General features: G+C 59.8%; 14 protein-coding genes. 6 read left to right on the plus strand and 8 right to left on the minus strand.

Translation table 11 applies throughout. The features are described 5' to 3' along the window. Window positions 1-11: 11 nt before the first annotated feature. The 3 genes from ACA061_RS11110 (at window position 12) to ACA061_RS11120 (ending at window position 2,575) form a co-directional block, all read left to right on the plus strand. Window positions 12-353 carry an ArsR/SmtB family transcription factor gene (locus ACA061_RS11110; RefSeq protein ID WP_150595589.1) on the plus strand — a complete coding sequence of 114 codons (342 nt, stop codon included), beginning with the start codon at window positions 12-14 and terminating at the stop codon, window positions 351-353. 167 nt (window positions 354-520) lie between these two features. Next, complete coding sequence (locus ACA061_RS11115) at window positions 521-1,765, plus strand: NAD(P)/FAD-dependent oxidoreductase (protein WP_497301530.1); 1,245 nt, start codon at window positions 521-523, stop codon at window positions 1,763-1,765. Window positions 1,766-1,774: 9 nt separating this feature from the next. Further along, window positions 1,775-2,575 (plus strand): sulfite exporter TauE/SafE family protein, encoded by an 801-nt coding sequence (locus ACA061_RS11120; RefSeq protein ID WP_497301532.1) that lies wholly within the window; start codon window positions 1,775-1,777, stop codon window positions 2,573-2,575. Window positions 2,576-2,676: 101 nt separating this feature from the next. Here the strand turns inward: ACA061_RS11120 and ACA061_RS11125 are convergent, their stop codons facing one another. The 6 genes from ACA061_RS11125 to ACA061_RS11150 form a co-directional block, all read right to left on the minus strand. Then, the gene (locus ACA061_RS11125) at window positions 2,677-3,957 is read right to left on the minus strand and encodes a TRAP transporter large permease (protein ID WP_497301534.1); all 1,281 of its coding nucleotides are present in this window, start codon (window positions 3,955-3,957) and stop codon (window positions 2,677-2,679) included. Then, window positions 3,957-4,484, minus strand: a complete 528-nt coding sequence (locus ACA061_RS11130) for a TRAP transporter small permease (RefSeq protein WP_150604595.1) — start codon at window positions 4,482-4,484, stop codon at window positions 3,957-3,959. Before ACA061_RS11130 ends, ACA061_RS11125 begins: the two co-directional genes overlap by 1 nt. A 77-nt stretch (window positions 4,485-4,561) precedes the next feature. Beyond that, window positions 4,562-5,533 (minus strand): TRAP transporter substrate-binding protein, encoded by a 972-nt coding sequence (locus tag ACA061_RS11135; RefSeq protein ID WP_150616433.1) that lies wholly within the window; start codon window positions 5,531-5,533, stop codon window positions 4,562-4,564. A 60-nt stretch (window positions 5,534-5,593) separates the two neighbouring features. Next, window positions 5,594-6,487, minus strand: a complete 894-nt coding sequence (locus ACA061_RS11140; RefSeq protein ID WP_497301920.1) for an SMP-30/gluconolactonase/LRE family protein — start codon at window positions 6,485-6,487, stop codon at window positions 5,594-5,596. 44 nt (window positions 6,488-6,531) lie between these two features. Beyond that, window positions 6,532-7,356 carry an NAD-dependent epimerase/dehydratase family protein gene (locus tag ACA061_RS11145; protein ID WP_210555118.1) on the minus strand — a complete coding sequence of 275 codons (825 nt, stop codon included), beginning with the start codon at window positions 7,354-7,356 and terminating at the stop codon, window positions 6,532-6,534. 398 nt (window positions 7,357-7,754) lie between these two features. Next, window positions 7,755-9,050: an OprD family porin gene (locus tag ACA061_RS11150; RefSeq protein ID WP_150604598.1), complete on the minus strand. Its 1,296-nt coding sequence runs from the start codon at window positions 9,048-9,050 to the stop codon at window positions 7,755-7,757. 306 nt (window positions 9,051-9,356) lie between these two features. Here ACA061_RS11150 and ACA061_RS11155 point away from each other — a divergent pair, with 306 nt between their 5' ends. The 3 genes from ACA061_RS11155 to ACA061_RS11165 are packed head-to-tail and all read left to right on the plus strand — an operon-like array spanning window position 9,357 to window position 12,819. After that, window positions 9,357-11,021 carry an MFS transporter gene (locus ACA061_RS11155; protein ID WP_210701918.1) on the plus strand — a complete coding sequence of 555 codons (1,665 nt, stop codon included), beginning with the start codon at window positions 9,357-9,359 and terminating at the stop codon, window positions 11,019-11,021. Continuing rightward, window positions 11,018-12,160 (plus strand): HlyD family secretion protein, encoded by a 1,143-nt coding sequence (locus ACA061_RS11160; RefSeq protein ID WP_150604600.1) that lies wholly within the window; start codon window positions 11,018-11,020, stop codon window positions 12,158-12,160. Before ACA061_RS11155 ends, ACA061_RS11160 begins: the two co-directional genes overlap by 4 nt. Before the next feature lie 38 nt (window positions 12,161-12,198). Continuing rightward, the gene (locus ACA061_RS11165; protein WP_095190174.1) at window positions 12,199-12,819 is read left to right on the plus strand and encodes a TetR/AcrR family transcriptional regulator; all 621 of its coding nucleotides are present in this window, start codon (window positions 12,199-12,201) and stop codon (window positions 12,817-12,819) included. A 79-nt stretch (window positions 12,820-12,898) separates the two neighbouring features. On the opposite strand, the gene preA is transcribed toward ACA061_RS11165, so the two are convergent. Together preA and ACA061_RS11175 are read right to left on the minus strand one after the other, a co-directional pair. Further along, window positions 12,899-14,173 carry an NAD-dependent dihydropyrimidine dehydrogenase subunit PreA gene (gene preA / locus ACA061_RS11170; RefSeq protein ID WP_150616429.1) on the minus strand — a complete coding sequence of 425 codons (1,275 nt, stop codon included), beginning with the start codon at window positions 14,171-14,173 and terminating at the stop codon, window positions 12,899-12,901. Then, window positions 14,174-15,541, minus strand: coding sequence for an NAD(P)-dependent oxidoreductase (locus ACA061_RS11175; RefSeq protein ID WP_497301540.1), 1,368 nt, complete (start codon window positions 15,539-15,541; stop codon window positions 14,174-14,176). Between the last annotated feature and the right edge of the window lie 31 nt (window positions 15,542-15,572).

Below are 15,572 nucleotides of genomic sequence, written 5' to 3' on the forward strand. Positions count from 1 at the left end.
GCATCATGCAAATGCAATCCAGTCTGACCGAATGTGAAGTCGCCCAATTGCGCGCCTCGGCCTCCAAGGCCTGTTCGCTGCTCAAGGCCATGGCCAATGAAGATCGCCTGTTGATCCTCTGTCAACTGACGCAGGGCGAACGCAATGTCGGCGAACTGGAAAAGATGACCGGCGTGCGTCAACCGACGCTGTCCCAGCAATTGGGCATCCTGCGCGATGAGGGATTGGTCGGAACCCGTCGTGAAGGCAAGTACATCTTTTACGGCCTGGCCAGTCCTGAAGTGATTCAGGTGATGAAGACATTGTCCGGGCTCTACTGCGGCGCTGTGCTGAAAAGCCTGGGTCACCAATAAATATCCGCCCACACACAAAACCTGTAGGAGTGAGCCTGCTCGCGATAGCGGTAGTTCAGCCGAAATCTTCATTGACTGACCCACCGCTATCGCGAGCAGGCTCACTCCTACAGTTTGTTTTGTGTGGTGGCTGAGAAATCCTTGCGTGCAGCTATAAGGAACAAGCAATGAACGATCAACACTGGGGCCCATCCATCAGTGCAGATATCGTGGTCATCGGCGGCGGCACTGCCGGTATCGCCTTCGTCGCCAGCCTGCTCAGGCGCGATCCGCACTTGAACATCACCGTCATCGAACCGAGTTCCCAGCATTACTACCAACCGGCGTGGACGCTGGTTGGTGGTGGCGCTTATGACGTGAAAGACACCGTTCGGCCGATGAGCAAAGTCATGCCGCGCCAGGCCACCTGGATTCAAGCGGCGGTTACCCAAATCGACGCGGACAACCGCCAACTCACCCTCAGCGATCAACGCAATATCAGCTATCAAAACCTGATCGTCTGCCCCGGCCTGCGTCTGGCCTGGGAGAAAATCGAAGGATTGCAGGACAGCCTCGGCCAGCACGGCGTCACCTCCAACTACAGCTATCAGCACGCGCAGTACACCTGGGATCAGGTGCAGAAACTACGCGGCGGCAAGGCGCTGTTCACTCAGCCGGCAATGCCGATCAAATGCGCCGGTGCCCCGCAAAAAGCGCTGTACCTGTCCTGCGATCACTGGCTGAAAAGCGGCGTGCTGAACAATATCAATGTCGAATTCAATCTGGCGGGCGCCGCGCTGTTCGGCGTGGCCACGTTCGTGCCGCCGCTGATGAAATACATCGAGAAGTACAACGCACAACTGGCGTTCAACGCGAATTTGGTCAAGGTCGACGGCCCGGCGAAAACCGCGTGGTTTGAGGTCAAGGACGCCGACGGCAACGTCACCCGCGAGGCAAAGACCTTCGACCTGCTCCACGTCGTGCCGCCGCAGGTTTCGCCGGACTTTATCGCGCAAAGCACATTGGCCGACGCCGCTGGCTGGTGCGAAGTCAATCCGCACAGCCTGCAGCATCCACGTTATCCCGAGGTGTTTGCACTGGGCGATATCTGTGGCACCAGCAATGCAAAAACCGCAGCGGCGGTGCGCAAGCAAGTTGTGGTGGTCGCACAGAACCTGCTGGCCCTGCGCAAGCAACAACCGTTGCCGCTTAAGTACGACGGCTACGGTTCCTGCCCGCTGACGGTGGAGAAGGGCAAGGTGATTCTCGCCGAGTTCGGTTATGCCGGTAAATTGCTGCCGACCTTTGCCCTGGACCCGACCGTGCCACGTCGGTCGGCATGGTGGTTGAAGGCAACGCTGCTGCCGTGGTTCTACTGGAACGGCATGCTCAAGGGGCGCGAATGGCTGACCAGCCTGTCCAAGGTCGATTGAGAAAACCCTATGTTGCTGGCAAGTCTGTTTGGCGTGGTGATGGGGTTGGTCCTCGGGTTGACCGGGGCCGGCGGCGGGATTCTCGCGGTGCCAGCGCTGGTGCTCGGGCTCGGCTGGACGATGACGCAAGCGGCGCCGGTAGCGTTGTTTGCCGTCGGCAGTGCGGCGGCGGTCGGCGCTATCGATGGCTTGCGTCATGGTCTGGTGCGTTACCGCGCGGCGCTGTTGATTGCCGCACTGGGCGCGGTGTTTTCGCCGCTGGGGATCTATTTCGCGCATCAGTTGCCGGAGAAAATCCTGATGATTCTGTTCAGCCTGCTGATGGTCATGGTTGCCTGGCGCATGCTGCGGCGCGAGCGTGAGCAAGCAGGGCCGAGTGATCATGGTCACGCCAGTTGGGGCCAGAAGAATTGCATGCTCGATGAAGAGACCGGACGCTTCGACTGGACGGCCAAATGCACGGCAACCCTGGCGGCATTGGGTGCGGTGACGGGAGTGGTTTCAGGATTGTTGGGCGTGGGTGGCGGCTTCTTGATCGTGCCGGCGTTCAAGCAACTGACCGACGTGCAGATGCGCGGCATCGTTGCCACGTCATTGATGGTGATCAGCCTGATTTCGGCGATCGGCGTGGTCGGCGCGTTTCATGCCGGGGTGCGGATCGACAGCCTGGGCGCGGCGTTCATTGTCGCCAGCGTGGTCGGCATGATCATCGGGCGCAAGCTTTGCGCGAGGGTGCCGGCGCGGGCGTTGCAGGTGGGGTTTGCGAGTGTATGTCTGGTGGTGGCGGGGTACATGTTGTTGCGGGCTTGAGCGCATGAAGATCAAAAGATCGCAGCCTTGTTTCACTCGACAGCTCCTACAGGGGAATGCGCTTCCTGTAGGAGCTGCCGGAGCTGCGATCTTTTAGCGGCTTACAACACCAGATGCGGCAGCCACAGCGAAATAGCCGGTACGTACGTCACCAGTATCAACACCATGAACAGCACGGCATAGAACGGCAGCAGCGCTTTCACGGTGCTCTCGATGCTGACCTTGCCCACCGCCGAGCCGACAAACAGCACGGCGCCCACCGGCGGTGTTATCAATCCGATCCCGAGGTTGACCAGCATGATCATGCCGAACTGCACCGGGTCGACGCCAATGCCGAGAATCACCGGCATCAGGATTGGCGTGAGGATCAGGATCAGCGGCGCCATGTCCATCACTGTGCCGAGCAACAGCAGCATGACGTTGATGCACATCAGGATCACGTAGCGGTTGTCCGACAGGGTCAGGAACAGCGTGGTGATCTTCGCCGGAATCTGCATCAGGGTCATGATGTAGCCGAAGCTCGCGGCAAAACCGATCAGGATCATCACGATCGAAATCGTCCGCACGGTGCGGTGCATCAGCTTGGGCAGTTCACTCCACTTGTAGTCGCGGTAGATGAACATGGTCACGAAGAACGACCACAGCACTGCGATGGCAGCCGATTCGGTGGCAGTGAAAATCCCTGACAGGATGCCGCCGAGGATGATCACCATCGCCATCAGACCCCACAGCGCTTCGCCGCAGATTTTCAGGGCCTGGCGCATCGGGATGACTTCGCCTTTGGGATAGTCGCGTTTACGCGCGAAAATCAGGCAGAGCACCATCAGGCACGCGCTCATCAACAGCCCGGGCACCACGCCGGCCATGAACAGCGATGCGATGGACACGGTACCGCCAGCGGCCAGCGAGTAGAGCACCGAGTTGTGGCTCGGCGGGGTCAACAGCGCTTGCACGGAACCGCTGACGGTCACCGCCGTGGAGAAATCACGCGGGTAGCCTTTGCGCTCCATTTCCGGGATCAGCACCGAGCCCACGGAAGCGGTGTCGGCTACCGACGAACCGGAAATGGCGCCGAAGAACGTCGAAGCCACGATGTTGACCAGCGACAGGCCACCACGGACGAATCCGACCAAGACGCCGGCAAATGCCACCAGCCGCCGCGACATGCCGCCCTCGGCCATGATCGCCCCGGCCAGAACAAAGAACGGAATCGCCAGCAGCGAGAATTTGTTCACCCCGCCCGCGACCTGAATCATCAAGGCCTGGAACGGAATGTCGATCCACCACGCGCCGATCAGTGCCGACAGCCCGAGGGCGTAAGCGACCGGCATGCCGATCAGGATCAGTGCGATAAAACTGCCCAGCAGAATCAATGCGTCCATCAGGCAGCCCCTTCGTTTTCTTCAACCAGATCGAACCGCACAACGCGGCGATTGCTCTGGTCACCCAGCAAAAGTTTTTCGATGACGAAAATCAGTGTCAGCGCGCCGCCAACCGGAATCGGCATGTAAGTGATGCCCACGCGCAGGGTAGGCAGGGCGCTCATGAACTGGTTCCAGGTCGACATGCACAGCTTGGCGCCCCAGATGGTCATGAACAGGCAGATAATGCCCATCAACACCTGGGAAACGATGCTCATGGTTCTGCGCATGTTCGGGTTCAGGCGATCAGTAACCATGGCCACGGCCATGTGTGCACCGGCGCGATAACTGGCGGCAGCGCCGATGAAGGTGAACACCATCATCAGCAGAATGGCGGTGGGCTCCGGCCAGCTCGAACCGGTGCCAAGGATGTAACGGGCGAACACGCCCCAAGGGATGATCAGGGAAATGGTCAGCACCGACAGACCGGCGACCCAGATGCAGGCCATGTAAATCCGGTCGTTGATGCTCAGCAGCAGATTCTTCATCGGGTTCCACCGTAACCGGGCAGGCGCTGACACCAAACGAGGTCAGCGCTGCCGGGCCTTTCATTGAGGACAGAGAGTTACTGAACGGCTTCGATGCGCTTGATCAGGTCGGCGTAAGGCGCGCCGTACTTCTCGCGGACCGAGGCGGTGGCCTCGTAGAACGGTTTTTTGTCGACGGTGATGAACTCGACGCCGGCAGCCTTGAGTTTCTCTTCACTGCTGGTGGACTTGGCGTCCCACAACGTTCGTTCCTCGGCCTGCGCGGCTTTGGCTGCTTTCTTGACCAGTACTTGTTGATCGGGAGTCAGTTTTTCCCAGGTGATTTTCGACATCACGATGGGCTCGGGCAGGATCAAGTGACCGGTCAGGCTGTAGAACTTGGCGTTCTGGAAATGGTTGTGTTCGAGCAGGGTAGGCGGGTTGTTTTCCGCCCCGTCGATCACGCCGGTTTGCAGGGCACTGAAGATCTCGCCAGTGTCCATCGCAATGCCGTTGCCGCCCATGGCGTTGATGGTGTCGATGAACATCGGATTGCCTTGCACGCGGATCTTCATGCCTTTGAGGTCTTCGAGTTTGCGCACCGGTTTCTTGGTGTAGATGTTGCGCGTGCCGCCGTCCATCCAGGCCAGGGCCACCAGACCGAATTCGGAATTGGTGATCTTGTCGAGAATCGCATCGCCGACTTCGCCGTCAATGACTGCGCGCATATGCGCCTGATCGCGGAAGATGAACGGCATGTTGAACACGTTCACATCCGGTACGACCGGGCCGACGATGCCGAGGCTGACGCGGGTCATCTGGATCGCGCCGACCTGCGCCTGTTCGATGACCTCTTTCTCCGAGCCGAGCACACCGCCCGGGAAATACTTGAAGGTCAGGTCGCCATTGGTTTCCTTGGTCAGGGCTTCGCCCATGCTTTTTTCGGCGACTACCGTTGGATAACCGGCGGGGTGGATGTCGGCGAATTTGATTTCCAGGGCCTGAGCGGCTCCGGCAAAGGTGAACATCAGCGGAAGTGCAGCGGCGAGCAAGGTGCGTTTGAAGTCCATGGGGGTGTCTCCAGTCTTGTTATTTTTGTGTTCAAGGCACAGCGGTGCAGCAGAGGCGGGTTAAAGCAAATCGTCGAAAAGAGGTTCCGGCAGGCCTTTGACGCCGGGGGTCAAGGCGAACACGCCGCCGGCCAGAGACTGCGGGTCGTGGTCATCGCCTGGACGAATCGAAGCGACAAACAGGGTGTCCATTCGGGCGCCACCAAAGGCGCACATGGTCGGTTTTTTCACCGGCACCGGCAGCGAGTAATCAAGGCGACCATCGGGGGTGAAACGGTGGACGAGGCCGGCGTCGTTGGCGCAGATCCAGTAGCAACCGTCGGCATCGACCGCCGCGCCATCGGGGCGACCGCAGTGCTGATTCATGTCGACGAAGACTCGGCGGTTCGACGGTGTGCCGCTGGCAGTGTCGTAATCGAACGCCCAGATCAGTTGCACGTTGGGATGCGAATCGGACAAATACATGGTTTTGCCGTCGGGGCTGAAGCCGAGGCCGTTGGGCACGATGAAACCGTCGAGTTGCGCGTCGATCACTCCAGACTCGGTGGCGCCGTAGCGATAGAGCCGACCTTCGGGCGCGTTCAAACCCATGTTCAGCACCATGCTGCCCGCCCAGAAACGGCCCTGGCGGTCGCAACGACCATCGTTGAGGCGCATGTCTTCGCGGCTGTGTTCGACCGTGGCGAGCAATTCGCTGTCGAGGCTGCCGTCCGCGTTTGGGTGCAGGCGGAAAAAACCGGTTTCCATGCCCGCGACCCAGCCACCTCGGCTGTGAGGGGCGATGCAGGCAAGCATTTGCGGGGCTTTCCAGGCGTGAACATGCCCGGTGTCGGCGCTCCAGCGCTGCAGGCCGCCGTTGGGAATATCCACCCAGTAGAGGGCATTCTCCTGCGGCACCCAGACCGGGCTTTCACCGACCGCGTTGCGGGCGTCGACGATCAATTCGGCTTGCATACTCATTCCCTTGGTTCTTATTGGAGGGGGATCAAGTGGACAGGTCAGTCACCAAACGGGCCGGCCGCAACGAAGGCGCCGCCCTGATAGATGCGCGCCGGGTCATCGGCGGCCGGCATCGGTTGCGCCTCGACTTTTTCGCGGAACACTTCAGAGCTGTCCTTGGCTTCGAAGCCGAGGTGACTGGCGAAGCGGTTGTCCCACCAAACGTCCTTGTTGTCGGACATGCCATACACGATGGTGTGGCCGACGTTGGGGGTGTACAGCGAGCGTTCGAGCAGTTGCGTGAGGTCGTCGAAGCTCAGCCAGGTGTGCATCATCCGGCGATTCTGTGGTTCCGGGAACGAGGAGCCGATGCGAATGCTCACGGTCTCGATGCCGTAGCGATCGAAGTAAAAACTGGCCATGTCCTCGCCGTAGGACTTGGACAAGCCGTAGTAACCATCGGGACGGCGGGCGGAGCTGGCGTCGAGCTGCTCGTCCTGTTTGTAGAAACCGATGACGTGGTTGGAACTGGCGAAGATCACCCGTTTCACGCCATGCAGGCGTGCGGCTTCATAGATGTGGAAGACTCCGCAGATGTTGGCGCCGAGAATCTCTTCGAACGGTCGTTCAACGGACACGCCGCCGAAATGCAGGATCGCATCAACGCCTTCGACCAGTTGATGCACGGCGTTTTTGTCGGCGAGATCGCACAGCACGACTTCTTCACGATCATCCACGGCCGGGGTGAGGGCGGCGATGTCGGACAAACGCAGCACATTGGCATAAGGCCGCAGACGTTCGCGCAAGACTTTGCCCAAGCCGCCGGCGGCACCGGTCAGCAGCAGGCGATTGAATGGAACGCGGGTGGTGGAGGTAGACGTCATGGCAAGCCCTTACACGTATTGTTTTTAGGGTTGTTGTAGGTTGTCGTATGACTGCGCTGAAGTATCGGTAGGGTTTCCGGATCTTGTCAACGCGACTTTTGGTGTAAATGACGGAAGGGCTGATTACCCGGTTCTCGTCTGACAATGCGATCCCTGTAGGAGGGAGCCTGCTCGCGATAGCGCAGTGTCTATCAACATTGATGTTGAATCTGCCGCCCTCATCGCTGGCAAGCCAGCTCCCACAGGTATCAAAGGCATGTACGATTCCTGTATTCACCACCAACACTGTGGGAGCTGGCTTGCCAGCGATGGGGGCGGTGTAGGCAACATTTGCATTGACTGACATGACGCCATCGCGAGCAGGCTCACTCCTACGGGGTTGGCGGTGACCCAGTGAGTTACAACAACGAAATCGGATAGCTGATAAAGAGCCGGTTCTCATCAAACTCGTTGGTGCTGAAGTCTCGGCGAATCGTCGCGTTGCGCCATTTCACATTGAGATTTTTCAGCGGCCCGCTCTGTACGGTGTAGGCCAGTTCCGACTCGCGGCCCCATTCCTTGCCGTCGCTGGTGGTAGCGGTGTGAACGTTATCGCCGCTGATGTAGCGGTTCATCATGGTCAGACCGGGAACGCCGAGAGCGACGAAATTGTAGTCATGGCGAACCTGCCAGGAGCGCTCCTTGGCATTGTCATAACTGGCGTTGTAACTGTCGTTGGCCAGGGTGCCGCCGCTGGTGCCGTTGACGCGCATCCACGCATCGTCGCCGCCGAGTTTCTGCAGGCCGACGTAGAAGGTGTTGCCGCCGTATTTGGCCGAAAGCAGGGCGAACGCGGTTTTGTTATCGAGATCGCCGGCCTGCGCGCTGCCGTCTTCCTTGCCGGTGAAGAAACCGAGGTTGGCGCCCAGCGTCCAGTCGCCGATTGGCTGGCTATGGCTGAGATTGAAGTATTGCTGCTGGTAGATGTCGGTGAGTTCGGCGTACCACACGCCGACCAGGGTGCGCTTGTCGTTGAAGGCGTATTCACCACCGCCGAAGTTGAAACGGTCGGACGTGAACGCGCCGCGGCCGTTCATCGACATGTCTTCCATGCTCGCGTCGTTGCGCGGGCTGTTGCCGCGGAACTGGCCGCCGTACAGGCTCAAGCCGTTGATCTCGGTGGACGTGATCTGGCCACCGCGGAAGGTTTGCGGCAGGGAGCGGCCATCGTCGGAACGCAGGATCGGCAGCACCGGCATCCACTCGCCAACCTTCAGTTCGGTCTTCGACACTTTGGCTTTCAATGCCACACCGAGGCGACCGAAGTTGTCTGCCGGACGCCCGTCATCGTGGATCGGCAGCAGCTGTGTACCGCCAGTGCCTTTACCGCCATCGAGCTTTTGCGAGTACAGCCCGAGCATGTCTATGCCGAAACCCACGGTGCCTTGGGTGAAGCCGGACTTGGCATCGAGAATGAAGCTCTGCGTCCACTCTTCAGCCTTGCCCTGCGCATTGTTCGGGTTGGTGAAGTTGCGGTTGAAGTAGGCATTGCGCAGGTTCAGCGTGGCTTTGCTGTCTTCGAGAAACCCTTCGGCGGCGGCGCTCATGGGTAAAGCAAAGGCGAGGCTGCTACAGCCGATCAGACTTAAGGTGAGGCGAGGGCGGGTGACGGAAAATCGGAAAGGGCGGACGGAATTGCAGACGAGTGTGCTCACTGGGTCGCTCCCTGTATCAGTTGTTGTTTTTATTATTTGTTATACGTCGTCGTACAACATGGGTGCGGATATTTCCTAGGTTTCACTGGAAAGTCAACAGGAAGTTATACGATGACTTCACGTCAGATGCCCCTGTAGGAGCTGCGGCACGCTGCGATCTTTTGATCTTGTCTATGAAATCCAAATCAAAAGATCGCAGCCTCGTTTCACTCGACAGCTCCTACAGGGCTTTCTGTTGTCCATGGAAATGTGTGTTGCGGCAACTTTTGCGGCAAACTTCATCCACCTCCCGCACAAGGCCTTTCAATGGATCAATACGCCCCGCGCAACTGGCAGCCTCACGAGAAGCCCAGTTTGCCCGGTTCCCCCTCGACGCCACTGCACTCCAATCCCAAGCGACTGGCCTATGCGCTGGTGGGTTTGCTGGTGGCGTTGACCGGCGGTTTGGGCAATTCGCTGGTGGTCGCCAATCTGATTTACCTGCAGGGCGCGCTCGGTGCGACCACGGCGGAAATGGCCTGGCTGCCGGCGGCGTATGTGATGACCAACGTGTCGATGAACCTGCTGCTGGTCAAGTTTCGTCAGCAGTTCGGTTTGCGTGCGTTCACCGAGGTGTTTTTGGTGCTGTATGCGCTGGTGACCTTCGGCCATTTATTCGTCAACGATTTGAACTCGGCAGTGGCGGTGCGTGCGGCGCACGGCATGGTCGGCGCGGCGTTGAGCTCCCTGGGTCTGTATTACATGGTTCAGGCATTTCCGGCGAAATGGCGGATGAAAGCGCTGGTGCTCGGCCTCGGCAGCTCGCAGTTGGCTTTGCCGCTGGCGCGATTGTTTTCCGAAGATTTGTTGCAGATTGCCGAATGGCGCGGGCTGTACCTGTTCGAACTGGGCATGGCACTGCTGTCGCTGGGTTGTGTCTTGCTGCTCAAGCTGCCGCCCGGAGACCGTTTCAAGACCTTTGAAAAACTCGACTTTCTCACCTTCGCGATTCTGGCCAGCGGTGTGGCGTTGCTCTGCGCGGTGCTGTCGCTGGGGCGGATCGACTGGTGGCTGGAGGCCGACTGGCTCGGCGTCGCGCTGGCCGGTTCGATCGCGTTGATCCTCACGGGCCTGGCCATCGAGCACAACCGCAGCAACCCGATGTTGATGACGCGTTGGCTCGGCAGCGGGGTGATGATTCGTCTGGCGCTGGCGGTGATCCTGATTCGCATGGTCACCTCCGAGCAATCCACCGGTGCCGTCGGCTTCATGCAATACCTCAACATGAGCAGTCAGCAGTTGTACAGCCTCTACGTGGTGATGATGATCGGCAGCGTCGCGGGATTGTTGACCAGTGCGCTGACCATCGACCCAAAACATTTGTTGATGCCGTTGATCATCTCGCTCGCATTGATGGCGACGGGCTCCGTGATGGACAGTTTTTCCAACAATCTGACCCGCCCCGAAAACCTGTATTTCAGCCAGTTTTTGCTGGCGTTCGGCAGTACGTTTTTCCTCGGCCCGACCATGGTTCTAGGCACGCGCAACGTGCTGACCAATCCGCGCAATCTGGTGAGCTTTTCCGTGTTGTTCGGGATCTGCAATAACCTCGGCGGCTTGATTGGTGCGGCGTTGCTCGGGACGTTTCAGATCGTTCGCGAGAAATTTCATTCCAGCCAGATCGTCGAGCACCTGACGCTGTCTGATCCGTTAGTGGCCGCGCGGGTGCAGAGCGGCGGCTCGGCCTACGGCTCGTTGCTGGCCGACCCGAACCTGCGCAATCTGGCCGGGATTCGCAGCCTGGCCAATGCCGCGACGAGGGAAGCCAATGTGCTGGCCTATAACGATGTGTTCATGCTCATCGCGGTGATCGCGGTGCTGACCATGATCTGGTTAACCATTCGTGCGCTGTGGCTGATGAGCACTACCAAAGCCGTCGCCGCTCCTCCCGATAAGCCTTCCGTACCTGACAGCGGTGCCATTTCTTCATGACCGAACCGACCACTACCACCACCAATGCCATTGCTGCCACGCCCGAGGGTGTGGCGCCGCCGTCATCGCCGAACACCGAACCGCGTTCGCTGCGGGTGCGGATTATCTCTTCGTTAGGCTTTGCCGCGATTGCCATCGTCGGCGTGTTGATCGTGCTGTATGCCTGGCAATTGCCACCCTTCAGCAGCGCCGTCGAAACCACCGAAAACGCCTTGGTGCGTGGGCAGGTGACGATCATCGGCCCACAGCTCGCCGGCTACGTTTATGAAGTGCCGGTGCAGGATTTCCAGTATGTGAAGGCCGGCGATTTGCTCGTGCGTCTGGATGACCGCATCTATCAGCAACGCCTCGATCAATCGCTGGCGCAACTGGCGGTGCAGAAAGCCGCGCTGGCCAACGTGGTGCAGCAACGCAACAGCGCCGAAGCGACGATCAAGTTGCGTCAGGCAGTGGTCGCCGACAGCGAGGCGCAGTTACGCAAAAGTGCGGCCGATCTGCGTCGTAACAAGGAACTGGTGAGAGACGGCTCGGTGTCAAAACGTGAGATGGACGTAGCACTGGCGGCCGACGCACAAAGTATCGCGGCCGTCGCGCAGGCTAAAGCCAATCTGGAAATCGCCCGTCAGGATCTGCAAACAGTAATCGTCAATCGAGGTTCGCTGGAGGCCGCGGTGGCCAGCGCCGACGCCGCCGTGCAACTGGCGCGGATCGATCTGTCGAACACGCGCATCGTCGCCCCGCGCGACGGCCAGCTCGGGCAGATCGGCGTGCGTCTCGGCGCGTACGTCAACTCCGGGGCGCAGTTGATGGCATTGGTGCCGAACCAGAAATGGGTGATCGCCAACATGAAGGAAACCCAGATGAACAACGTCCGGGTCGGGCAACCGGTGCACTTCACCGTCGACGGGTTGAACCACCGCAAATTTACCGGGCATGTGCAGCATATTTCCCCGGGCACCGGCTCTGAGTTTGCCTTGTTGCAGGCGGACAATGCGACGGGCAACTTCGTCAAAATCGCCCAGCGGGTGCCGGTGCGCATCACCATCGATCCCGATCAGCAGGAAGAAGAACGATTGCGGCCGGGGATGTCGGTGGTGGTAAGTATTGATACGGCGGCGGGGGATACCCAGCCGCATTGACCAACACTCTTCGAAAACGTTGTTGCCAGGGAGCCCACATGGGCAATCACAAGATCGAGATTCGCCGCAGTAACGTCGAAAAAATCCTCCTCGCCGCGGAGAAAGTCTTCGCCGAAAAAGGCTTCGGCAGCACCGCCATGGCCGACATCGCCGCTGAGGTGCAACTGCCGCGTTCCAATCTGCATTACTACTTCAGCACCAAGAGTGAGCTGTACAGCGCGGTGCTGTTTGATCTGCTGGAAGTGTGGAAGCAGGACGCGTTGTGCTTCGAGATGTTCGATGACCCGCGGGTGGTGCTCAGCAGCTATATCCGCGCCAAGATGAACCACTCGCGCAGCCGGCCGTATGGCTCGAAAGTCTGGGCCAATGAGATTATTCATGGCGCGCCGACGTTGGGCGAGGCGCTGGATGTCAGCCTGTATGACTGGGCGAAGATGAAGGAAGCGAAGATCCGTCAGTGGGTTGAAGACAAGCGGATCTTGCCGGTAGAGCCGTCGAGCCTGCTGTACATGATCTGGGCGTCGACCCAGCATTACGCCGACTTTGATCATCAGGTGAATATCCTGAACGATCACCAGCCGCTGTCGGACATGCAGTTCGAGCGCGCGGTGCAGACGGTGACGAGTGTGATTTTGCGTGGGATCGGGTTGGAGCCCTAGCGCAAAAGATCGCAGCCTTCGGCAGCGCCTACAGAGATTGTGTAGGAGCTGCCGAAGGCTGCGATCTTTTGATTTTGAATCAGACCGCAACGTGATACGGATTCCTCGGATCATGATTCCAGTCCAGAAACGGCTTCCCCGTCTCCATCGGCACCATCTCGATGCAGTCCGCTACCGGGCAGGTTATCTGGCAAAGATTGCAGCCCACGCACTCATCATCGATCACTTCATATTTATGCGTGCCATCGGCCTCGCGAACACTGCTGATCGCCTGATGTGAAGTGTCCTCGCAAGCAATGTGGCAACGCCCGCAACCAATGCACGCCTCCTGGTCGATCTTCGCAATCACCTGATAGTTGATGTCCAGGTACTTCCAGTCCGTGGTGTTGCCCACCGCACGCCCGGAAAACTCGGCAATGCTGGCGTAACCCTGACTGTCCATCCATCGCGACAGCCCATCCTTCATCTCCTCGACAATCCGAAAGCCATGCAGCATCGCCGCCGTGCACACCTGCACCGCGCCGCTGCCCAGCGCCATGAACTCCGCGGCATCACGCCAACTGCCGATGCCGCCGATGCCGCAGATCGGCAAACCCTGGGTCAGTGGATCGCGGGCAATTTCCGCCACCATGTTCAGCGCAATCGGTTTCACCGCCGAGCCGCAGTAACCGCCGTGGGTGCTTTTGCTGCCGACGGTGGGCAGGGCGACCATGTGTTCCAGATCGACGCTGGTGATCGAGTTGATGGTGTTGATCAGCGACACCGCATCCGCGCCACCGCGATGCGCCGCGCGGGCGGCGACGCGGATGTCGGTGATGTTTGGCGTCAGTTTGACGATCACCGGCAACGAGCAATAAGTCTTGCACCAGCGCGTCACTTGTTCGACGTACTCGGGCACCTGGCCGACCGCCGCACCCATGCCGCGCTCGGGCATGCCGTGGGGGCAGCCGAAGTTGAGTTCGATGCCGTCGGCCCCGGTGGCTTCCACCAGTGGCAGGATGTGTTTCCACGATTCCTCTTCGCACGGCACCATCAGCGAGACGATCAGCGCGCGGTCCGGCCAGTCCTTTTTCACCTGAGTGATTTCGCGCAGGTTGATCTCCAGCGAGCGGTCGGTGATCAACTCGATGTTGTTGATGCCCAGCACCTCGCGGTTGTTGCCGTAGTGCGCCGAGTAGCGCGACGACACGTTGACCGCCGCCGGGTCCTCACCCAAGGTTTTCCAGACCACGCCGCCCCAACCCGCCTCGAAGGCGCGGACCACGTTGTAGGCTTTGTCGGTCGGCGGCGCGGAGGCCAGCCAGAATGGGTTAGGGGCTTTGATGCCGGCGAAGACTATCGAGAGATCGGCCATTTACGCAGCCTCCACGTTAAGCATCAGTTGAGCATTGATCGCCTCGGCGGCGAGCTTGCCGTGTTGCACCGCTTGCACCGTCAGATCCTGATCGAGGCTGGTACAGTCGCCACCGGCATACACGCCGGGAATGCTGGTGCGCAGGTTTTCATCGACCTCAATCCGTTCGCCCTGACGCTTGAGTTCACGGGCCATCGGGTCGGCGAGGGCGCTGCCGTCGAAGGACTGACCGATGGCCTTGAAGATCGCATCGGCCGCCAGGTCGAAGGTTTCCCCGGTGGTTTGCAGACGACCATCGACCAGATCCGTGCGGGCGAAACGCATGCCGCGCACGCGGCCCTGATCATCGAGCAGCACCTCTTCCGGTTGCGCCCAAGTCAGCAGGCGCACCTGATTGGCTTTGGCGATATCTTGTTCATGACCGGTAGCGCCCATGTCCGCCGCGCCACGGCGATAGACCAGATTCACATCGCGGGCACCGAGACGCGCCATTTGCACCGCCATGTCGATCGCGGTATTGCCGGCGCCAAGGACGATGCAGCGCTCGGCCAGCGGCAGTTGCGTCAGGTCATCGGCCTGACGCAGTTCGCGGATGTAATCGGTGGCCGCGAGCAGGCCGGGGGCATCTTCGTGGGCCAGGCCAAGTTGTTTGCTGGCGTTGAGGCCGAGGCCAAGGAACACCGCGTCGAACTGTTGATGCAATTCGCTGAGGGTCAGATTCTCACCGAGTTTTTGCCCATGGCGGATTTCGATGCCGCCGATTTGCAGGAGGAAATCCAGTTCCTTCTGCGCGTAATCGTCGACCAGTTTGTACTTGGCGATCCCGTATTCATTGAGCCCGCCGGCCTTTTCCCGCGCTTCGAAAATCACCACATCGTGACCGTGCATGGCGCTGCGATGGGCGCAGGACAAACCCGCCGGCCCGGCGCCAACCACCGCGATGCGCTTGCCGGTGGCCGTGGCGCGCTGGAACGGATGTTCGGTGAAGTGCGCGTTGTCCACGGCGTAGCGTTGCAACAAGCCGATCAACACTGGCGCGCATTCCTGAGCGTTGTTGCGCACGCAGGCTTGCTGGCAGAGGATTTCGGTCGGACAGACCCGTGCACAACTGCCGCCGAGGATGTTCGCCGAAAGGATTTTCTGCGCGGCACCGGGCACGTTGTCCTGATGGATGTTGCGGATGAACGAGGGAATATCGATCTCGCTCGGGCACGCATTGACGCACGGCGCGTCGTAGCAATACAGGCAACGCGATGCTTCCAGATGGGCTTGCCGAGCATTGAGCGGCGGCGCCAGATCGGTGAAATGACCGGCGAGGGCGGCCGCGCTTTCGTGCGGGTGGGGGAGATGGTTCAGGGTCTCGATCACGGTTTTTTGCCTCACGGTTTGCTGCCTCTGA

The organism is Pseudomonas sp. LBUM1668 (assembly GCF_059695715.1).